Raw genomic sequence first — 20,222 nt, forward strand, 5'->3', positions numbered from 1 at the left:
CCGAACCGCGTCCTTCATCTTTCAAGAAAGCACGCAAGTGCCTTCTCGGCCAGTCAGGTCGAGGACCCGACCACATATCAGCGATGTGCGTGACGTAACATCTTGCAGCAGAGCCCGCAAGGATGCAATCGAAAGAGGACTCGGCATGCAGAATTTGGTGTTCTTCCCCTCCCCTTCGAACAGCGTCAGGACAAGGACGTCAATGCAGGCTATCCGGCCAGCCGCGACGAAACTCGATCACCGCCGTCGCCGCCTTCAACACTGGCTCACGCATCTCATCCTCGACCACCAGACGCTCGCGATCCTCCTGCATTCGCTCACGGGGACTCAAGGCCTTGCGGGCGGAATGGGTATGTAGATGTCGGGTACGGCGATGGACCTCTTCGAAGGCCTGGAAGTCGGGACGCTGGGTCAGGTTCTGATCGAGAATCTCCAGCAGCACCTTGCAGCGCCAGGCTCCTTCGGTGATATCGACCTGCTCCTGCGCCAGCGCCGACGCCACCAGCTCGAGATTCTCCAGACAGTTGTCATGGGCGCGCCGCAGCTCGTTTTTCTGAAAGTCCTGGCGTCGCTGGACTTCCTTCCAGAGCTTGAAGGCATAGGCTCCGAGACCGGCGATGATGGCCAGCCCCAAGCCGACAAGAATCAATGCCAGAGTATCGGTCATGGGCGTATCCATGTGGGTGTATGTCAGAGGCGACATTCTACACGCCGCCGGGTCGCTCCCGAAATAACCATCTTGACGGCCCCGGGCGGACAGTGGCATCAAGTCCTGAAGCCTTCGGCAGACAGGCTAGACCTCGCATAACGTATCACCATCACCCATTGAGCAAGGAGTGCTGATGCCCACCACCGATCAGTCCAACGACACGCCCCCGGGACCTGCCCGATCCGCACGAATCGGCCTGTGGCTGGGGCCGTTCTGGGTACTGATAACCCTCGTGCTGCCGGCGCCAAACGGGATGTCCGAACCGGCCTGGGCCTGCGTGGGCCTGGCGCTGCTGATGGCGACTTGGTGGTCCACCGAGGCCATTCCGATCCCTGTCACCTCATTGCTGCCGCTGGCGTTGGTGCCGGCGCTGGGCATCGGCGACATGAAGGAGACGGCGGCCAGCTATGCCAATCCGATCATCTACCTCTTCCTTGGTGGCTTCCTGCTCGGCATCGCCATGCAGCGCTGGGACCTGCACCGGCGAATCGCCCTGCACGTCCTGCGCCTGGTCGGCCACCAGCCTCGCCGCCAGATCGGCGGCTTCATGCTGGCCACCGGCTTTCTCAGCATGTGGGTCTCCAATACCGCCACCGCAATCATGATGCTGCCCATCGGCATGTCAGTGATTAGCCTGCTGGATGACGGCGACCCGGAGGAGCTGAACCGCTACGCCACGGCACTGCTGCTGGCCATCGCCTACTCCGCCAGCATCGGCGGCGTGGCGACCCTGATTGGCACCCCGCCCAATGCCCTGTTGGCCGGCTACCTGGCCGAGGACCGGGGCATCGACCTCGGTTTCGCCCAGTGGATGGTCATCGGCCTGCCGATCAGCGTCGTCATGATGGTCAGCGCCTGGTGGTGGCTGACCCGTCGCGGCTTCGACCTGAATACCGGCGAGGACAGCACCGGTATGGTACGGGATGAACTGGAGAAACTGGGCCGAATCAGCGCTCCCGAGCGCCGCGTGGGCGTGATTTTCCTGCTGGCGGCGCTGACCTGGATGCTGCGCCCGCTGCTCAATGACGCCGGGATCGCCTGGCTCTCCGACACGGGCATCGCCATCATCGCCGGCATCGCCCTGTTCCTGTTGAACGCCGGCCGTCACGACGGGGCCCGCCTGATGGACTGGGAGTCCGCCCGTGAGCTCCCCTGGGGCATCTTGTTGCTGTTCGGGGGCGGCCTGGCGCTGGCCGGCTCCATCAGCCGCTCGGGCCTCGCGGAATGGATCGCACAGCAGCTCGGCATCTTCGCTACCTTTCCGCTGCTGGCGATGGTCGGCGTGGTGGTACTGGTGATCATCTTCCTCACCGAGGTAACCTCCAACACCGCCACCGCTGCGGCCTTCCTGCCGCTGCTCGGCGCGCTGGCGATGTCGATGGACATCTCCCCCGTGCTGATCACGGTCCCTGCGGCCATCGCGGCCAGTTGCGCCTTCATGATGCCGGTGGCCACCCCGCCGAATGCCATCGTCTTCGCCACCGGTCGCATGAAGATTCAGTCGATGATCCAGGCTGGCTTCGTGCTCAACCTGATCAGCACGTTAGTGGTGACCCTGATGGCCTACTTCCTGATCATCACCTTCTGGTGAGAGATTCCGCTTTCGAAGAGCCCCGGAAATGACATCAGCCCGGCCATATGGCCGGGCTGATATCAATCGCGTCACGGGCCGAGAGACTCGACGGACTCAGGTGGCGAGCATCCAGGCAGTCGCATAGTGATCGAGCAACAGTACGCCGAAGACGCCCAGAACATAGCGGATGGAGAACCAGAAGGCCGCCAGAGGAGCGTTCGGGTCATGGCCTCGCCAGACCCGCCAGTTCCAGACCATGAAACGGACGTTGAGGGCCATCACCCCGACGAGGTAGAGCGCCCCGCTCATGCCGATGGTGAAAGGCAATAGCGTTACCGCCACCGTCAGCCAGCCGTAGAGCCAGACCTGTAGCCTGGTAAAGGCTTCGCCATGGGTGACCGGGAGCATGGGCACGCCGGCTCGGGCATATTCGTCCCGCTTGTGGATCGCCAACGCCCAGAAATGAGGTGGTGTCCAGGCGAAGATGATCAGCATCAGCAGCAGCGGCTCGGGCCCCAGCTGTCCGGTGACCGCCGTCCAGCCCAGCAACGGTGGCGCCGCCCCCGCCACACCACCGATGACGATGTTCTGCGGCGTGGCATGCTTGAGGAAGGCGGTATAGATCAGCGCATAGCCGATCAATGAGCCGAGAGTCAGCCAGGCCGTCAGCAGGTTGACCTGCCAGGCCAGCAGCCCGATGCCACACACCGAGAGCAGCATCGCCCATCCCAACGCCAGCGCGGTGGGCATGCGCTGGGTGGCCAGCGGCCGGCCCGAGGTGCGCAGCATCATGGCATCCAGGCGGCGGTCGACGACATGGTTGAAGGCCGCGGCCCCACCGGCCGCCAGTCCGATTCCGATCAGTCCGAAGAACACGGCCTGCGCGCCTGGGACCGGCGCCGCCAACAGCATGCCGACCAGGGTGCAGACCAGCATCACCATCACGACACGGGGCTTGCACAGCGTGTAGAGGTCGCGCCAGCCCCAGCCGGCAAGGTGGCCGACCGTCGCACGCTCCATCATGACCTCAGACATGAACCAACTCCTCCTTCGTTGCAGATACGCCCGTGACCGTCGTGTAGTTGGTCGACTCCACCGTCGACCAGCGCCAGTGCCACAGCGCCAGGGTCATTGCCGCCACCAGCGCCATCGCCCCGGCAGTATGCAGCAGGGCCAGCCAAAGCGGCAGCCATGCCAGCACATTAGCGATGCCCAACACGAGCTGCGCGCCGTAGGCACCGACCACCAGCATCAGCCAGGGCCGCATGCCGGTCGCTCCCCGGTAACGCATGGCCAGCAGCAGCAGGCTGATGCCCAGCACCATGGCCCCCAGCCGATGACCGACCTGAATGGCACTGCGGGCCTCGGCATGCAACTGGCCATGCAGGTAGTTGGGCCCCACCGTCTGGGTCAGATGAAAGCCCTCACTCCAGTCCATGGTCGGCCACCACTGGCCATTGCAGGTGGGAAAGCCCTGACAGGCGATCCCGGCATAGTTGCTCGAGGTCCAGCCACCCAGCGCCAGCTGACCGACCAGCAGCAGCAGGGCTAGGCCCCAAAGCGGCGTGAGGTTCCGACGGGATGTCAGCTCACCCTGCCCGGGCCTGAAACGGCGCAGGCGAAGATGCAACCACAGGAAGAACACCATCACGCTGAGCCCGCCCAGCAGGTGCAGGGTAACCACCTGGGGCCACAGCTTGAGCGTCACCGTGAAGGCCCCGAAGGCACCCTGGATCAGGATCACGGCCAGCAGTGCCAGACTGATACGCCAAGGATACCCCGCCTCGCGGCGCCAACGAGCACCCAGCACGACCAGGCCGATGACCAGCAGCCCCAGGGTGGAGGCCAGATAGCGATGGATCATCTCCATCCAGGCCTTGGTGGACTCCAATGGCACTTCCGGCGAATGGGCCAGGGCACGCTCGGCATCCGGAACGACCAGGGCACCGTAGCACCCCGGCCAGTCGGGGCAGCCGAGGCCCGCATCCACCAGCCGCGTCCAGGCCCCCACCAGCACCACCAGGGCAGTGAAGACCACTCCCACCAAGCTCAACCTCACCAGCCAGCGATAGCGGCCATCTTGTCCTGGTGCCTGCCCGCTACTGGCCATCGGCGTCGCCTCCCACCACGCTAGAGGCCTGGTCATACTTAGCCAAGGGGGGCTCGGGGTTCATGCGCAGCAGGCGTCGCAGGTCGTCCAGGACATCGGACGCCGCCACTTCCTGCTCGTAGCCGAGCACCGGAAGTCCATCGGGATCCAGGATCCACAGGCGATGAGGAGAGCGCCATTCGGGAGAGGACGTCCACTGTGCCAGGGCGGCACCGGGCAGCGGCTTACCGCCACCACCGATACGCAGGCGGCTGACCCGGTCGGCCTCACGCCCCAGCGCGCGATGCAGGCGCCACCAGCGATCGGCATCCTCTGCACAGGCCTGGGGACAGTCGAACGCCAGCAGCCAGTCGCCTTCGCCGTCCTTCTCCACCGCCGTCAGCGGCCACTGGGCCAGCACGGGCAGCGAGGGCTGCAGTTCGCCGTGGGCGGTGCGGGCTTCGGGAATACCGATGCGCCATTCCACCATTCCCCATGCCACGGCGACCGGCAGGGCGAAGATCGCGAAGAAGGCCATCAGTTTCAGGCGCTGGCGTGCGACGTGGGTCATCGAGGACTCTCCTTGATAGCCTTGTGAGAGGTTGATAGCGGGCCGGGATCACGCGCCTGGCTCCGCGCGCCCACCAGCATGATCACCAGAGCGGCCAGGGCAAGCCCCCACCACTGCAGGGCATAGCCCAGGTGGCGTTCCGGAGGCACGACGCTTGGCTGCCACCAGGATTCTAGATGGCCCGGCCCCTGCTCGAGGTGAAGCCAGCCTGCTTGTGCAAAGCCCTGGCCCAGGGACCAGGCAGAAGGATCGATGCGCTGCAGACGATTTCCCTCGTGGTTGGGGCCGAACAGCGGGGCCGAGTCGCCGGTCGCCTGCCAGCGACCCTCGAGCATCACCACGCCCTCGGGCGTGTCGACACTGGGGTCGTCACGACTCGGGCCCGTCGCCAGGAAGCCTCGTTGGATGAGCCAGAGCCGGCCCTGAAGATCACGGAAGGGGGTAAGAGGCGCAACACCGAGGCGCCCCTCATGGGTACGGTTGTCCAGAAACAGCGTCTCCCCGGCGAGATATTCACCCCTCAGGACCAGGCGGGAGCCGAGCGGGGGGGGCTCGGACGGCGCTTCCAGCCGCGGTGCAGCCTCCAGTCGGGCCAGGTAATCCCGCTTGTCGGCGGCACGCTCCCACTGCCATAGTCCAAGGGCAATGCCCAGCACCACCAGGCAGGACCAGAACCCCCACCATCCGAACCGTCGCGCCATGGCAGGACGACGATGCCCATCCGATACCGACGCTTTAATGGAGCCGTGAATGTTTCTCAAGATCTTGATTGCCCTAGTCTTTCTCGCCATGGTGATCAGCCTGGCCGCCGGCGCCGGCTTCCTGATCAAGGACGGTGGACGTTCCCGTCGTGTCCTGGTCTCGCTCAAGCTGCGCGTGGGCCTGGCGGCGCTGCTGCTGGCCCTGCTTGTCTTCGGCTTCTACATCGGCGATCTCGGCAACTGAGCCCTATCAGACGCCGCGAATGCAGATGACCCGGAAACCGAACACAAGATGTCAGCTGGCAAGAAGTCCGAAGACAAGCAGTCAGAAGACGAGCTGTCAGAAGACATAGACGAATGTGAACAGGCCGATCCATACCACATCGACGAAGTGCCAGTACCATGCCCCCGCCTCGAAGGCGAAGTGATCATCGGCCGTGAAGTGCCCCTGACGAACGCGCCACAGCAATGCCGCCAGGATGATGGTACCGATGATCACGTGCAGGCCGTGGAAGCCGGTAAGCAGGAAGAAAGTGGCCCCGTAGATGCCGGCCTGCAGGGTAATGCCGTAATGGGCATACGCCTCGTAATACTCGAACCCCTGAACGGTGATGAAACAGAGCCCCAGCAGCACCGTGACGGTGAGCCAGAAACGGGTGCTGTCGCGGAAGCCCTCCTTGAGGCCCTCGTGGGCGATGGTCAGGGTAATGCTCGAGGTCACGAGGATCAGGGTGTTGACCAGCGGCAGATGCCAGGGGCTGAAGGTCTGTTGGGGACCCTCGATGGCCGCATCCGGTGGGTTCATCAGCGGCCAGGAAGCGGTGAAGTCGGGCCACAGCAGGGCCGCCACGCCCTTCGCACCCTCCCCATCGAGCCACGGCAACGCAAAGGTTCGGACATAATAGAGGGCACCAAAGAAGGCGGCAAAGAACATCACTTCCGAGAAGATGAACCAGCCCATTCCCCATCGGAAGGAACGATCCATCTGGGCGTCATAGAGGCCTTTGCGCGATTCCCGGATGACGTCGCGAAACCACAGGGTCATCACCGCGAGGATAGACAACAGGCCGATCACCATCAACGGCATCCCCGCCAGGCCATGCACCAGAAGGGTGCCTGCCCCGACCATCATCGCGCCCAACGAGAGCGACCCCAGAATGGGCCATTTGCTGGTCTCGGGAACGTAGTAGCTGCCACCACTCATGCGCTGTCTCCTTCTGTGATCGGCTCATGCAGCGATACCTCTGCCTGCGCCGGCTGAACGGGGTAGAGGGTGTAGACCAGGGTCACCGTCTTGATGTCGGGTGGCAGGTCTCGGGTCAACTGGAACACCAGCGGAGCCTTCAGCCCTTCACCGGCCGCCAGCTGCTGCTCCTGGAAGCAGAAGCAAGTCAACTTGCGCAGATGCAGAGATGCCTCTGACGGCGAGACGCTGGGTACGGCACGTGCGCGGGTCGTCTCCTCACCATTGTTGCGGAAGCTGAAGAACACCTCCTCACGTTGCCCTGGATGCAGCCGCACCTGACGAGTATCCACCTCGAGATGCCAGGGCAGCCCCTGGCTGCCGCGGGTGATGAACTGCACCGTGACCATCCGCGAGGCATCGACCTCCTGGTCGACCAGCGACTGTGCCCGAGCGCTGGTCTTGCCGTTGAGGCCGGTCAAATCGCAAAAGACGTCGTAGAGCGGTACCAGGGCGAAGGCGAAGGCAAACATCCCGGCGAGCACCACCAGGGTGCGTGTCACGGTCCGACGCACCCCTTCCTGCCCCGTGGCGTGCTCGTCGCGACTGCTCATGCCTGCCTCCTTTGCCCTGACGGGCCTCACTCAGTGCTGCTGGGGATGAAACTCCGGGGGAGTCTCGAAGGTGTGTAGCGGCGCCGGGCTGGGCACGCTCCACTCGAGATCTTCAGCGCCCTCCCAGGCCTTGGCGGGCGCCTTCTCGCCACCACGCACGCACTTGATGATCACCAGCACGAAGAGCAGCTGGGAGATGCCGAACAGGAAGCCGCCGATGCTCGAGGCCATGTTGAAGTCGACAAACTGCAACGCATAGTCGGGAATGCGTCGCGGCATGCCGGCCAGGCCCGAGAAGTGCATCGGGAAGAAGGTCAGATTCACGCCGATCACCGACAACCAGAAGTGCCACTGCGACAGGCGCACCGACGGGTAGTGGCCGGTCCACTTGGGCAGCCAGTAGTAGGCGCCGGCGAGAATCGCGAAGAGCGCGCCGGGAACCAGCACATAGTGGAAGTGCGCCACCACGAAATAGGTGTCGTGATACTGGAAATCGGCGGGTGCGATCGCCAGCATCAGCCCGGAGAAGCCGCCGACGGTGAACTGCACCACGAAGGCCAGGGCGAACAGCATGGGCGGTTCAAAGCTGATCGAGCCCCTAAACATCGTCGCGATCCAGTTGAACACCTTCACGCCGGTGGGCACGGCTATCAGCATGGTGGTGTACATGAAGAACAGCTCTGCGACCAATGGTAGCCCCACGATGAACATGTGGTGTGCCCAGACCATGAAGGAGAGGATCGCGATGGCCGCCGTGGCGTAGACCATGGACGCGTAACCGAACAGGCGCTTGCGGGAGAAGGTCGGGATGATCGCCGAAACGATGCCGAAGGCCGGCAGGATCATGATGTAGACCTCGGGATGCCCGAAGAACCAGAACAGATGCTGGAAGAGGACCGGGTCACCGCCGCCGGCGGCATTGAAGAAACTGGTCCCGAAGTTGATGTCCATCAGCATCATGGTGATCACACCGGCAAGCACCGGCATCACCGCGATCAGAAGGAAGGCGGTGATCAGCCAGGTCCAGACGAACAGCGGCATGTCCATCAGGCGCATCCCCGGCGCCCGCAGGTTGAGGATGGTCGCGATGATGTTGATGGCGCCCAGGATCGAACTGATGCCAGCAAGGTGCAGCGACAGTATGAAGAAGCTGGTGGAGGGCGGCGCGTAGGTCGTCGAGAGCGGCGCGTAGAAGGTCCAGCCGAAATTGGGTCCGCCGCCCGGCATCAGCAGGGTCGAGAGCAGCAGCAGGAACGCCACCGGCAGCAGCCAGAAGCTGAAGTTATTGAGACGTGGCAAGGCCATGTCCGGCGCACCGATCTGCAACGGCACCATCCAGTTGGCCAGACCGACGAAGGCCGGCATGATCGCACCGAACACCATGATCAAACCGTGCATGGTGGTCATCTGGTTGAAGAACTCGGGCTGCACCAACTGGAGACCTGGCTGGAAGAGCTCGGCACGCACCACCAGGGCGAAGATGCCGCCGATGAAGAACATGGTCAGAGAGAAGAGCAGGTAAAGAGTCCCGATCTCCTTGTGGTTGGTAGTCAGCAGCCAGCGCATCATGCCACGCGGCCGGGCATGCCCGGAATCGGCCATGCCACCGGCGGTGGCCGTGCTGTGCTGCGGGGTCGGCTTAGGTGGCAGGTGGGAAGCCATCGGAAATCTCCCTGTTGGCAATCACGAAAGAGAAGCGGAAAGACAGGTCATTCGCCCTGGCCGGCGATACGCTCGGCAATTTCCGACGGTTGCACGCTGTCGCCGGCCTCGTTGCCCCAGGCGTTGCGCTCGTAGGTAACCACAGCGGCAATCTCCACCGGGCTGAGAGTGTTGCGGAACGCCGGCATGGCGGATCCTGCAACACCATCGATCACGGTGGTGATGTGTCGCTCGGGCTCATCCAACAGTACCTGGTTACCCGCCAGGGCGGGGAAAGCGGGCATGTTGCCGCTGCCATCCGGCTGGTGGCAGGCGGCACATACCGCCCCATAGACCTGCTCGCCGCGGGACATCAGCTCATCCAGGCCCCATTCGCGATCGGCGCTCATGGCCTCCTGCTGAGCCGCTTCCTTGCGGCCGGCCATCCACTCATCGAACTGTTCCTGCTCGACGGCCTCGACCACCACCGGCATGAAGCCATGGTTCCTGCCGCAGAGTTCAGCGCACTGTCCGCGATAGATGCCAGGCTCCTCGATGCGCACCCAGTTCTCGTTGACGAAACCGGGAATGGCATCCTGCTTGACGGCGAGTTCCGGCACCCACCAGGAGTGGATGACGTCATCCGACGTCAGCAGCAGACGCACCTTCTGGCCTACCGGCAACACCAGAGGCTCATCCACCTCGAGCAGATAGTTTTCACCCTTCTCGCTGTTGCCGCTTATCTGCTCAAGCGGCGTACCCAGGTTGGACGTGAAGGCCACTCCCTCCCCCAGGTACTCATAGCGCCAGCGCCACTGCTGACCGGTGACCATGATGTCCAGGTCGGCTTCCGAAGCGTCATACATGGTCTTGAGAGTGGCCGTGGCGGGCACTGCCATGGCCACCAGGATCAGCAACGGGATCGTCGTCCAGATGACCTCCACGGTGGTGTGTTCGTGGAAGGTAGCCGACTTGGCACCACGCGAATGACGGTAGCGGAAGAGCGAATAGAACATCGCACCGAAGACGAGCACCCCGATGATCACGCAGATCCAGAAGATGATCATGTGAAGGGAGTAGATATCTCGACTGACTGCCGTGACGCCTTCCGGCATGTTCCAACCACTTGCCAGCGCAATCGGGGTCAGGGCTGCGGAGGCGAGACCTCCCGCCATCCACACGAGCAGCGTGCGCATCGGCGCCTCCTCATTTCATTGTTGTATTAGCTAGCGGTTGCCGGAGTATACAATAGTGCGACGGTTCGTCACGCGTACCTGGATAGAGCGGTAAACGCGGTCGTCAACGCTCAAGGGATCAACGAGACGCCATCACCGCCACGAAGGCCACCAGCAACACGAACACCACCCCCATGATCACCCCCGCCGCGATGAAGGTCCCGGGGCGCTCTGACTCGAAATCCTCTCGCCGGCGCTCCTCCTTCTGCACACCCAGAAAAGCTGCCAATACCGACTTGATCGCTCGCCACATCTCGCATTCCTCTTGGCCATGATGATGTCCCGACCCTACTCCAGCAAGTGGTAGAGGTCAGTGAATTCTTCACTGACCTATTTAACGGGACGAGAAAAATGACGGACTCGACTTCGCTGCAACGCGAAATCCTCCAGTCACCTTCTATACTCGAAGTGCAGGCGGGCATTTTGATGCCGACCATTCTGGATTCTGGAGGACACCTAACATGACCAAGCCCAAGCAGACCGCGACTCATCCCGCCCTGGCCGCTACAGAACCCATGATGGAGTGGTGGCAGAAGCACTTGAGCCAGGGAGCCACGCCGATGGCACGAATGCAGCTGGCCTGGATGCAAAGCATGGCCGATGCCCTGCAGTTCGAGGCAGAGTTCCTCAAGACGCTCGCGGAGAGCGGACAGAGACTCGCCAAGTCCTTCGATGGCGCAACTCCGCAGACTCCGGCCGAGATGAACGAGCGTTACCAGGCCATCATGTCGGAGATCAGCGAGGCACAGATGGAGCGCATGCAGAAGGCCGCGGAGCTGTCCCTTGAGTTTCGCCGCAACGTCTGGGAAGAGATCTGAGCCGATCTCGACTGGCCAACTCTAAGCCCTGCATACCATGACAGTGCAGACACGACCGGGAAGGCAGCAATGCCTTCCCGGTCATTTCGTCTCATGCAGGAAATGGCCGAGACGTGCTATGCCCCAGACAGGCGAAAGGTCGATTCAGCCGAGGCCGAGGATCCCAGTGATCAGCGGCAACAGGAAGGCCGTCACCAGGCCCGCCAGCCCCATGGCCAGCCCCGAAAAGGCGCCAGCCACGGCTCCAATGCGAGCGAAGGCGTGAGCGGTACCGAAACCGTGGGCCGAAAGCCCCAGGGTGAAGCCCTGCACCGCAGGATCCTTTATCCTCAATAGACGGAAGATCCATGGGCCCAGGGCGCAGCCGATAGAGCCGGTCAGCAGAACCAGGCCGGCTGCAAGCGAGGGGATCCCGCCGATCTGCTCGGCGATCCCCATGGCGATCGGCGATGTCACCGAGCGTGGAGCCAGCGACAACAGTGTCTTGGTGTCCGCCCCGAGGAACGTGGCCAACCCCAGGGTGGAGCCCACGGCCGTCAGGACCCCTACCCCGCAAGCGAGCAACAACGGCCACAGCAAGCGGCGAACTCGTTCGCGGTGGTCGTAGAGCGGAATCGCCAGCGCCACCGTGGCCGGTCCCAGCAGGAAGTGGATGAACTGAGCCCCCTCGAAGTAGGTGGAATAGTCCATGTCCACCAGCAGCAGCAGGGAAATCAGCATCGCGATGGACAGCGTGACCGGATGCAGCAGCGCGGTGCCACCCACGGCCTCATTGATCCGTACCGCCAGGATGAAAACCAGCAGGGTCACCAGCAGAGAAAGCAGCGGATTGCCCGAGAGGTAGACCCACAGCTGGTCAAAGGATGCGACATTCATGTGTCATCCTCCGCGCCGCCGAGGTGCATGACAACACGCCTCTGCAACCGCTCCAGCACCCAGGCCGTCACCCCGAGGGTAATGGCCGTGGACACCAGCAGTGTCACCGCAATCGCCCAGAGATCCGCCCCGATCAGCTCGAAATGCACCATCAGCCCTACCCCGGCAGGCACGAAAAGTAGCGTCAGATAGCGCAGCAACCCCTCCCCCGCCAGACGCAGGCTTGACGGCACCTTGCCATGGATCAACAGCGCCACCAGCAGGATCACCATGCCTATAACCGGTCCCGGTATCGGCAGCGTAAGCCCCTTCGCCACCATCTCGCCTGCGAACTGACATGCCAGCAGCATGCTCATCCCCATGATCAACGGCATCGTCACTCTCCTCCATGCGGCACGGCTCTCTGGAGCAGGCCCTCGTTAGTGATAGTGTGACAGAAGCTGCGAGATCCTGGGGCCTTGCCGAATCGGCCAGCCAAGCAATTGAAAAGAAAGCGCAAAAGGGACTTTTCATTTGCCACGGGACGCGCTAGTATACGCCTCGTTCTCGGGGGCCGGGATAGACGGCCAAACCAACCCGAAAACGACGTCGGAGCGTGGCGCAGCTTGGTAGCGCGTTGCAATGGGGTTGCAAAGGTCGCAGGTTCGAATCCTGTCGCTCCGACCAGAGACTTAAAGAAAAACCGCCACTTAGGGATCATTCCGAGTGGCGGTTTTTTTGTTAGCTACCTAACTATGCAAGGTCAAACAGCAGAATCTCTGACCCTTCAATGCCTTCCACTTCGATGGATTCACCCGGCTGAAAGGCGGCGGCATCCCCGGCCGACAACCGCTGGCCGTTGACCATAGCCTCGCCACGTGCCATCTGCAGCCAGGCATGGCGCACGGCCGGCGTCTCCGCCTGTTCGCCGGCATCGAATCGCCCTGCATAGAGGTTCATGTCCTGGTTCACGCTGACAGAGCCGTCACGCCCCTCATGGGAAACGACCAGACACCAATGCCCCTGTTTCTCCTGCGCAGGGAATGTCTTCTGTTCGTAACTGGGGGGGATGCCGAGCTTCAGCGGCTCGATCCAGATCTGAAGGAAGTGGAGTTCCTCACTGGATGAGTTATTGAACTCACTGTGCACTACGCCTGTGCCGGCCGACATTCGCTGTACATCACCTGGGCGCACGACCGCCCCATTATCCATGCTGTCCTTGTGGGCCATGGAGCCCTCGAGCACATAGGAAAGGATCTCCATATTCCGATGCGGGTGGGCCCCAAAGCCAGTGCCGCCCTTGACACGGTCTTCGTTGATGACACGAAGTTTCCTGAACCCCATGTGATCGGGGTCGACATAGTCGGCGAATGAGAAGGTGTGTCGAGAGCGCAGCCAACCATGATCTCCATAACCTCTATCATCGGCAAGTCGTAGAATCATACGGTTCTCCTTTTTCCAAAGTAAACGAAGGGTTGAGATATATAGACAGGTCGAAATCAGTTACATTAACTATTCACCGCCCAGCTGGTACGTCCAAGCTCCATCACGCGAGCCACTTCCTCAGCGGGAACGGCCTCCACGTCGCCGAGCTCCAGCGGATCGTGGTGAAATACGTAGAGCCGCGAGGCAAATTCGGCAATAGGTAGAGACGCCTCCCCGTTCAGCTCATCATTCCCCTGAATCGAGCAGACGATGCCCTGGCCCCAGTCCTGGCCGCTGTCGTTGTTGGGATTGTAGAAGTAGACGCGCATCTCGCCCTCGGCGTCCAGCGCCACACGCAGTATGGTGATGGCGTGTCGGCCGACATAGCGTCCCCCGCTATCGGTGACGGCAATGCCGGCAGGTTGAGGGTGGATCACCGGCATATGGCCGTTGTAATAGGGATGGTAACTGGCATAGAACTGTCGAATGAAGCCCGCGTAGTCGTCGAGCTTTCCGGTCTGCATGTCGACCACCACCCGGAAGCCATGGCCCACCCACCAGCCGTAGAACTCTGGGTTGATCCAGCGGTGCAGGTCATCATCACGATCACCGCACAGGCGGCCCATTTCCATGTAGATGCGATCAAGATGCGGCACCAGGATCAGGGAAACGGCATCGACATCCAGCGGGGGCTCTTTGGCAAGGCCTGACTCCAACCCCTTGGACGAGATCCGCTGGCCCTCGAACCGCGTGAGGACCTCATCGTCACGCGCGGCCCAGGCCACGAGCTGCAACAGGTAATCCGCGTCATTCTCGGCCCACATGGACAGGCCGATCACCGATTGACAGGTGGGGTTGTTGCCCTGCCCGACGCCTAGTGGCAGGCCCAGGATGCTCAGCACACCGGCGAGCAGGAAGACCCGTGGAGGATGCGCGTCGCCAAAGACCTCTCTCAAGGTTTGCGAGGTCGAGACGGACAACTTCAGTTCGATTTGCCGCCATAGACCGGCTGCGACCGGTGACGTAAAGAGAGTGCCACGCTCGAGCAGCATGACCAACCCATAGACCGCCTGGCTGGTTGCCGGAAAAATAGCCTCATCGATCAGCCGGTAGACCAGTGCGCTGTAACATTGCAGGGCATCGATGCCCGTCATGCTCAGTCCCAGGGCTTCAGGGATCAAATCGTCAAAGCGGCCGCGCAGGTGACGCAGGAAAACCGCGTGATACGCCGATACCAGACCCGTTTCATGCATCGCTCGTGAGAAGCCGCTGGCCTCCTCGGCCAGCGCGTCTCGGTCCATGGCCGACAGACGCTCGACATATGTCGTCACGCCGGGATCCTCACGGCAGCCCTTGGTCGGCCCGAATAGCGCGCTGACCAGACGCGCCGCACCCTCCGTACCGGCGGTTTCGATGTCCGGATCGAAGAGGCACTTGGCAATCTGGCTGATCATTTCCTTGATGCTGTTGGTCTGGATCGGGCGTTGCGACAGCAGGCGCCTGACCTCGTTGACCAGACTGGCGAGAATGCTCTCGTAGCCCAGACGGGCAAGCAGGTATTGATACAGCGACTGTACGATGGCACCCAACGCTTGGGGTCGCTCGCGGTCCGCCTCGCTCATCTGTCCGGACAGCAGGTCCAGGTTCAGCGCCATCACCTGGGTCAGGAAATTCCTGGCCTGTTCGGCGGAAATACCCGGATGAAAGTAGTCACCTGATGCCACCGCCAGCAGACGAAGCTCACTGAGCGCTTCGATGACCGTGATCTCTGCCTTGCTTTGACGTAATGAACGTACCGCCAACACCGGCTGCAGGATGGCCGGTTGCGCCCAGTCCCGGCCGGTGAAGACCCCCGCCGCCTCCACGTCGGCAACGCGGGCGTAGAGCGCATCGAGCCCCTCGCGCGTCGTCATGACGATCCTGGCCGCTTCCAGTACTCCGTCGCTGGAGGCCTTGGGCTCGGTCATGCGGACCTGCCGGAAGCGCTCCAGTGTCGCGTCGAAATGCTCGATCGCCCGGCGAGTATCAATAGCGGGTTGTGCCGTGTCCATGATGTCTGGGGTCACTCCAATTGTGGTCATCTTGCCAATGCCTTAGAACGTGCAGCATATATCGAATCATCGCGGGTCGATATGTGCCGCCCTAGAAGGTGTGAGGCCCGAATCTCCCCTTATTAGGCCCCTTCATGCCCCCCTCACGGCCCTCGCCGCGGGTATCATGGTGGCGTTCATGCCCCAGCATGCGGTCCTTGGCAGCGAGCAGAACACCTCCAACTAATCGCTGAGAATTGGCTTATATCTGTTGCTGGGTGGGCTTGCGAGCTGGCTGTTCCATCTGCGACATCAGTCTTTCGCCACCCAGATAGCCATCGGCCGCATCGATGACTCTTCGGGTCTCGGCAACGAGGTGGCTCTCGATCAGGATCTTGAATTGTGCATATCGCGATCGGCCCTGGCCAGCAGCGCAACCGCGTTGGTGGAGGCGAAGATCACCGATATGGCAAACATCAGGCATGATCGATGTCGGCCACGCCCTGGACCTGCAAGTGACGGCGGAGGACGTGGAGACCCGCGAGGAGGCCGCGGTCCTGTGCCAGCTGGGTTGTGACCAGGCTCAGGGGTTTCACTACACAGCGGACCTGCCCGACACGGAATACCATGCCTGGTGCCGACATCATGCGGACGAGCTGGAACATTCCTGAGTTCAGATGCTGATAAGGATACCCGGTGCCCACCGGGTGATACGACCCTCGCGAAAACCGGGGCTCGCCGCCTAGACTGATCGTCAGGAAACTCAAAGAGAGGTCATGCCCGTGTCCGAGCACGAAAAAACCATCCTGGCCTTCGATGAGGCCGGCAACGAGTACTTCATCGACATGTTCCTCAGCGTCCGCGACCTCTCCGATCTGCAGCACGCCGGCACCACGCGAGGCGGCCTGCCCTCCTTCCGAACCCGTGAGGGCCACTCGGTCCGTCACCTCGGGGGCGGCGAGTTCGCCGTGATGGTTCCCGGGGAGGGTGAGGCGACCACCGTCAGGACGGATGACCCTGAGTTCGTATGACCCCCAGTTAGTATGACCCAGCCAGAATTCCCTTTATCATGACTCACTGATCTAACCAGTGAAGGGAATCCTCGTGACGGCTGGGGCCATCGACCCCTGAGCCCACATCCGCGACCCATGACTCCCTCTCGGCAAGGAGCCATTCCCGAATGATCCGCATCCGCCCCTATCAGCCTGACGACTGGTATGGCCTCTGGGCCATTCTCGAACCGGTGTTCCGCGCCGGCGAGACCTATGCCGTGCCCCGCGACATCAGCGAGCAGGATGCACACCGTCTGTGGATCGAGCTGCCGCGGGCGGTGCGCGTGGCCGTGGACGATGAGGGCCGCATCACCGGGTCCTACGCCCTCAAGCCCAATCAGCCTGGCCCCGGCGATCATGTCGCCAACTGTGGCTATATGGTGGCAGAGAATGCCCGCGGCCAGGGCATCGCCGGCGAGATGTGTGACCACTCCCTGACCCTGGCCCGGCAGCTGGGTTTCGTTGCCATGCAGTACAACCTGGTGGTGGAAAGCAACGAGACCGCCATCCGGCTGTGGCAGCAGCACGGCTTCGAGATCATCGGCACCCTGCCCCGCGCCTTCCGCCACTCCGTACTGGGCCCGGTGGATGCCCATGTGATGTATCGGCTGCTGTGAGCCGGGCATGAGAGCCATTTGACCCCCGCACGGGCCTCGGGCATCCTCACCAAGCAATTGACACAATTGGGGAAAAACGATAATGAAAGGTTTTGCACGCAGCACGCTGGCACTCTCTGTCTCACTGGCCATGGCCGCCGGGGCCAGCGCCTCCGAGTTCACCGACATGGATCCGGTCACCCTGCGACTGGCCCACGTGGTCAACGAGCAGGACGGTTTCCACATCGCCGCCGAGAAGTTCGAGACGCTGGTGGAGCAACGCACCGAAGGTAAGGTCGACATCGAGCTCTACCCTAATGCCACCCTGGGAGACGAGCGCACCCTCCTGGAAGGCATGCAGATCGGCACCGTGGACATGGGCGTGATCACCAACGGCCCGGTGGCCAACTTCGTCGAGGAAATGGCGGTGTTCGAACTGCCCTTCCTGTTCCCCTCGCGTGAGGCCGCCTACGAGGTGCTGGACGGCCCGATCGGCCAGGAGCTCCTCGACAAGCTCTCCGAGGTCAATCTCAAGGGCCTGGCCTATGCCGAGCGGGGATTCCGCAACCTGACCAATAGTGAGCGTGCGGTGACCTCGCCTGAGGACATCGAGGGGCTGCGCATCCGCGTCATGGAGAACCCGGTCTACGTCGACACCTTCCGCGAGTTGGGCGCCAACGCCATCCCCATGGCCTGGACCGAGGCGCTGACCGCCATGCAGCAGGGCACCATCGACGGTCAGGAGAACCCGGTCAACGTCATTCACTCCTTCAAGCTCTATGAAAACCAGGACCACATGACGCTGTCGCGGCACACCTATGCGCCGGCGATCTTCGTGATGGGCATGCCGGCCTGGAGCCAACTGCCCGAGGCCGCCCAGGCGGTGCTGGTCGATGCCGCCCAGGAGGCCTCCGAGCACGAGCGGCGTGTCAACGCAGAGATGGAGTCCGAACAGCTGGCGGCGCTGCGCGAGGCCGGCATGGAGATCGTCTCGGAGCCCGACATTGCGGCCTTCCAGGAAGCCGTGGCCCCGGTCTACACGCAGTACGGCGAACAGTTCGGCGACTACCTGCCACGCATCCAGGAGGCGCTGAAGTAATTGTCGGGTCTACCCCTGTCTGTGCTGACGGCCCTGCAACGCATCGAGAATGTCATCGACGCCGCCCTTCGCCCCGTGGTCTTCACGGGCATGGCGGCGTTGATCGGCGTGATCACGCTGCAGATCGTCTCGCGAGTATTCTTCAATGCGGTGGGCTGGACCGAGGAAGTGGCACGCTTCCTGCTGGTCTGGATCACCTTCCTCGGCGCCACGCTGGCCTTCCAGCGTGGCCGCCATATCGCCGTGACCTTCCTGGTTGAGGCCCTGCCCGGCCGGCTGCAGCGAATCATCCGCATCACCGCGGTGCTCGTGGTCCTGGGCTTCATGGTCTCCCTGGTGGTCATCGGCTACCAGTACATGCAGGTGCAGAGCTTCCAGAAGTCCGCGTCGCTGCGCCTCTCCATGACCTGGGTCTACGCCGTGATCCCGGTCAGCGCCGCCCTGATGGCCTGGTACGCCTTCGTCGACCTGGTCGGCCTGATCATCAAGGGCAACGCCACCGGTGAACCCGCCCCCCATACCCCCGAGGAGCCTCCGGCATGACCGCCCTGCTCTTCGTTCTATTCTTCGTCTTCATGCTGATCGGCGTGCCGGTCGCCCTGGCCATCGGCGCCAGCACCCTGCTGGCCCTGAATGCCCAGGGCGTGCCGCTGATGGTGGTCACCCAGCAGATGTTCCAAGGCATCAACTCCTTCGCCCTGGTGGCAGTGCCCATGTTCATCCTGGCCGGCGACCTGATGGCCCAGGGCAAGGTCAGCGAGAAGCTGGTCGACTTCGCCGATGCACTGTTTGGCTTCCTGAAGGGCGGGCTCTCCATCGTCTCGGTCCTGGCGGGAATGTTCTTCGCCGCCATCTCCGGCTCCGGGGCCGCGACCACCGCCGCCGTGGGTTCCACCCTGGTACCGGAGCTGCGCAAGAAGGGCTACGAGCCTGCCTCGGCGGCCAGCCTGATCGCCGCCAGCGGCACCATCGGGGTGGTGATCCCGCCCTCGGTGCCGATGATCATCTATGCGGTGATCGCCCAGCAGTCGGTCTCCCAGCTGTTCCTCAGCGGTTTCCTGCCCGGGCTCGCCATGGGGGTGGGCCTCGCGACCATTGCCATCGTCCAGGCCTACCGGCGCAACTATCCGCGCGGCACGGCCTTCTCGGCGGCGACCATCTGGCGCACCCTGAAGAGCGCCAGTTGGGGGCTCGCGACGCCGGTAATCATCCTCGGCGGTATCTTTTCGGGTATCTTCACGCCCAGTGAAGCCGCAGTGGTGGCGGTCAACTACGCGCTGCTGGTGTCGCTGTTCGTCTACCGAGACCTTAGCCTTGCCGATGTCTATCGCATCCTGATCCGCTCGGCGATCACCACCTCGGTGATCATGCTCGTGATCGCCACTTCGGCGGTGCTCAGCTGGACGCTCTCCAGTTGGCAGGTTCCTGGTGCCATCGCCGAGGCAGTACTGTCGATCTCCACCGATCCCTACGTGATCATGCTGCTGGTCGTGGCGGTGATCCTGCTCACCGGTGTGTTCATCGAGACGGCCAGTGCCCTGATCATCCTCACACCGGTACTGCTGCCGCTGGTCACCCAGTTGGGCATCGATCCGATCCACTTCGGTCTGATCATCGTGGTGGGCCTGGCCATCGGCATGATCACCCCACCGGTGGCGATCAACCTCTATGTGGCCTCCTCGGTGACGCAACTGCCGCTGGAGCGCATCACCCGTGCCATCCTCCCCTATCTGCTGGGGCTGATCACGGTATTGCTGCTGGTGGTCTATGTCCCGATACTGATCGGCCTCTCAGGCTAGGTCACGCTGCAAAAGGAACCCACGATGCCTCGAACGCTAACGCTCTCCCTCATCGCCAGCACGCTCGCCATGACCCTGCTGGCCGGCTGCACCACCTACACCTGGGAGGATGGTCGCCGGGAAACCGTCTGGGGCGTGCCCACCGAGGACGACACGAAGACCCGGGAGGAACGCCAGGCCGAAGGCGTGCAATATCGGGTGCCGGGCGAGATACCCGAATAACGCCGGTATC

The 20,222-nt window shown here is 62.7% G+C and carries 24 protein-coding genes and 1 tRNA gene; 11 read left to right on the forward strand and 14 right to left on the reverse strand.

Annotated features, from left to right (window positions below; translation table 11 throughout):
* Positions 1–199: 199 nt before the first annotated feature.
* A complete protein-coding gene (locus ABE960_RS08525) occupies positions 200–667 on the reverse strand; it encodes a DUF2489 domain-containing protein (protein WP_349761818.1) in 468 nt (155 codons plus the stop codon).
* Between the two features lie 175 nt (positions 668–842).
* On the opposite strand from ABE960_RS08525, the gene ABE960_RS08530 reads away from it, so the two are divergent.
* A complete protein-coding gene (locus ABE960_RS08530) occupies positions 843–2,300 on the forward strand; it encodes an SLC13 family permease (protein ID WP_349761819.1) in 1,458 nt (485 codons plus the stop codon).
* 96 nt (positions 2,301–2,396) lie between these two features.
* Here the strand turns inward: ABE960_RS08530 and cyoE are convergent, their stop codons facing one another.
* The 4 genes from cyoE to ABE960_RS08550 are packed head-to-tail and all read right to left on the reverse strand — an operon-like array spanning position 2,397 to position 5,643.
* Positions 2,397–3,317 (reverse strand): heme o synthase, encoded by a 921-nt coding sequence (cyoE, locus tag ABE960_RS08535; protein ID WP_349761820.1) that lies wholly within the window; start codon positions 3,315–3,317, stop codon positions 2,397–2,399.
* Positions 3,310–4,392: a COX15/CtaA family protein gene (locus ABE960_RS08540; RefSeq protein WP_349761821.1), complete on the reverse strand. Its 1,083-nt coding sequence runs from the start codon at positions 4,390–4,392 to the stop codon at positions 3,310–3,312. The genes cyoE and ABE960_RS08540 overlap by 8 nt, the downstream gene beginning before the upstream one ends.
* Complete coding sequence (locus ABE960_RS08545) at positions 4,382–4,942, reverse strand: redox-active disulfide-containing membrane protein (protein ID WP_349761822.1); 561 nt, start codon at positions 4,940–4,942, stop codon at positions 4,382–4,384. Before ABE960_RS08545 ends, ABE960_RS08540 begins: the two co-directional genes overlap by 11 nt.
* Positions 4,939–5,643, reverse strand: a complete 705-nt coding sequence (locus tag ABE960_RS08550) for an SURF1 family protein (protein ID WP_349761823.1) — start codon at positions 5,641–5,643, stop codon at positions 4,939–4,941. Before ABE960_RS08550 ends, ABE960_RS08545 begins: the two co-directional genes overlap by 4 nt.
* Positions 5,644–5,692: 49 nt before the next feature.
* Between ABE960_RS08550 and ABE960_RS08555 the strand changes: the two genes are divergently transcribed.
* Positions 5,693–5,887 (forward strand): DUF2909 family protein, encoded by a 195-nt coding sequence (locus ABE960_RS08555; RefSeq protein WP_349761824.1) that lies wholly within the window; start codon positions 5,693–5,695, stop codon positions 5,885–5,887.
* A 96-nt stretch (positions 5,888–5,983) separates the two neighbouring features.
* Here the strand turns inward: ABE960_RS08555 and ABE960_RS08560 are convergent, their stop codons facing one another.
* The 5 genes from ABE960_RS08560 to ABE960_RS08580 all read right to left on the reverse strand — a co-directional run bounded on the left by ABE960_RS08560 (position 5,984) and on the right by ABE960_RS08580 (position 10,569).
* The gene (locus ABE960_RS08560; protein WP_349761825.1) at positions 5,984–6,847 is read right to left on the reverse strand and encodes a cytochrome c oxidase subunit 3; all 864 of its coding nucleotides are present in this window, start codon (positions 6,845–6,847) and stop codon (positions 5,984–5,986) included.
* Complete coding sequence (locus ABE960_RS08565) at positions 6,844–7,440, reverse strand: cytochrome c oxidase assembly protein (protein WP_349761826.1); 597 nt, start codon at positions 7,438–7,440, stop codon at positions 6,844–6,846. Before ABE960_RS08565 ends, ABE960_RS08560 begins: the two co-directional genes overlap by 4 nt.
* A 30-nt stretch (positions 7,441–7,470) precedes the next feature.
* Positions 7,471–9,102, reverse strand: a complete 1,632-nt coding sequence (gene ctaD, locus ABE960_RS08570) for a cytochrome c oxidase subunit I (protein WP_349761827.1) — start codon at positions 9,100–9,102, stop codon at positions 7,471–7,473.
* A 47-nt stretch (positions 9,103–9,149) separates the two neighbouring features.
* Positions 9,150–10,277, reverse strand: a complete 1,128-nt coding sequence (gene coxB, locus ABE960_RS08575) for a cytochrome c oxidase subunit II (protein ID WP_349761828.1) — start codon at positions 10,275–10,277, stop codon at positions 9,150–9,152.
* A gap of 118 nt (positions 10,278–10,395) precedes the next feature.
* Complete coding sequence (locus ABE960_RS08580) at positions 10,396–10,569, reverse strand: DUF2970 domain-containing protein (RefSeq protein WP_349761829.1); 174 nt, start codon at positions 10,567–10,569, stop codon at positions 10,396–10,398.
* Between the two features lie 208 nt (positions 10,570–10,777).
* Between ABE960_RS08580 and ABE960_RS08585 the strand changes: the two genes are divergently transcribed.
* Positions 10,778–11,134: a hypothetical protein gene (locus ABE960_RS08585; RefSeq protein WP_349761830.1), complete on the forward strand. Its 357-nt coding sequence runs from the start codon at positions 10,778–10,780 to the stop codon at positions 11,132–11,134.
* Positions 11,135–11,278: 144 nt separating this feature from the next.
* Here ABE960_RS08585 and ABE960_RS08590 read toward each other — a convergent pair whose 3' ends face one another.
* Together ABE960_RS08590 and ABE960_RS08595 are read right to left on the reverse strand one after the other, a co-directional pair.
* Positions 11,279–12,010, reverse strand: coding sequence for an LrgB family protein (locus ABE960_RS08590; RefSeq protein ID WP_349761831.1), 732 nt, complete (start codon positions 12,008–12,010; stop codon positions 11,279–11,281).
* Positions 12,007–12,384 carry a CidA/LrgA family protein gene (locus ABE960_RS08595; protein WP_349761832.1) on the reverse strand — a complete coding sequence of 126 codons (378 nt, stop codon included), beginning with the start codon at positions 12,382–12,384 and terminating at the stop codon, positions 12,007–12,009. Before ABE960_RS08595 ends, ABE960_RS08590 begins: the two co-directional genes overlap by 4 nt.
* A gap of 215 nt (positions 12,385–12,599) precedes the next feature.
* Between ABE960_RS08595 and ABE960_RS08600 the strand changes: the two genes are divergently transcribed.
* A tRNA-Pro gene (locus tag ABE960_RS08600) sits at positions 12,600–12,676 on the forward strand.
* Between the two features lie 66 nt (positions 12,677–12,742).
* Here the strand turns inward: ABE960_RS08600 and ABE960_RS08605 are convergent.
* Entirely contained in the window at positions 12,743–13,432 is a 690-nt protein-coding gene (locus ABE960_RS08605) for a pirin family protein (RefSeq protein ID WP_349761833.1), read from the reverse strand.
* A gap of 65 nt (positions 13,433–13,497) precedes the next feature.
* Complete coding sequence (locus ABE960_RS08610) at positions 13,498–15,495, reverse strand: hypothetical protein (RefSeq protein WP_349761834.1); 1,998 nt, start codon at positions 15,493–15,495, stop codon at positions 13,498–13,500.
* Between the two features lie 431 nt (positions 15,496–15,926).
* On the opposite strand from ABE960_RS08610, the gene ABE960_RS08615 reads away from it, so the two are divergent.
* The 7 genes from ABE960_RS08615 (at position 15,927) to ABE960_RS08645 (ending at position 20,212) form a co-directional block, all read left to right on the forward strand.
* Positions 15,927–16,115, forward strand: coding sequence for an EAL domain-containing protein (locus ABE960_RS08615; RefSeq protein ID WP_349761835.1), 189 nt, complete (start codon positions 15,927–15,929; stop codon positions 16,113–16,115).
* Positions 16,116–16,220: 105 nt separating this feature from the next.
* Entirely contained in the window at positions 16,221–16,475 is a 255-nt protein-coding gene (locus ABE960_RS08620; RefSeq protein ID WP_349761836.1) for a hypothetical protein, read from the forward strand.
* A gap of 149 nt (positions 16,476–16,624) precedes the next feature.
* A complete protein-coding gene (locus ABE960_RS08625) occupies positions 16,625–17,113 on the forward strand; it encodes a GNAT family N-acetyltransferase (RefSeq protein ID WP_349761837.1) in 489 nt (162 codons plus the stop codon).
* Between the two features lie 82 nt (positions 17,114–17,195).
* The gene (locus ABE960_RS08630) at positions 17,196–18,191 is read left to right on the forward strand and encodes a TRAP transporter substrate-binding protein (protein ID WP_349761838.1); all 996 of its coding nucleotides are present in this window, start codon (positions 17,196–17,198) and stop codon (positions 18,189–18,191) included.
* Positions 18,192–18,734, forward strand: coding sequence for a TRAP transporter small permease (locus tag ABE960_RS08635; RefSeq protein WP_349761839.1), 543 nt, complete (start codon positions 18,192–18,194; stop codon positions 18,732–18,734).
* A complete protein-coding gene (locus tag ABE960_RS08640; protein WP_349761840.1) occupies positions 18,731–19,990 on the forward strand; it encodes a TRAP transporter large permease in 1,260 nt (419 codons plus the stop codon). The genes ABE960_RS08635 and ABE960_RS08640 overlap by 4 nt, the downstream gene beginning before the upstream one ends.
* A 24-nt stretch (positions 19,991–20,014) precedes the next feature.
* Positions 20,015–20,212 (forward strand): hypothetical protein, encoded by a 198-nt coding sequence (locus ABE960_RS08645; protein ID WP_349761841.1) that lies wholly within the window; start codon positions 20,015–20,017, stop codon positions 20,210–20,212.
* The last annotated feature ends 10 nt before the right edge of the window (positions 20,213–20,222 follow it).

The organism is Halomonas aquatica (genome assembly GCF_040196335.1).
Lineage (GTDB): Bacteria > Pseudomonadota > Gammaproteobacteria > Pseudomonadales > Halomonadaceae > Halomonas > Halomonas aquatica.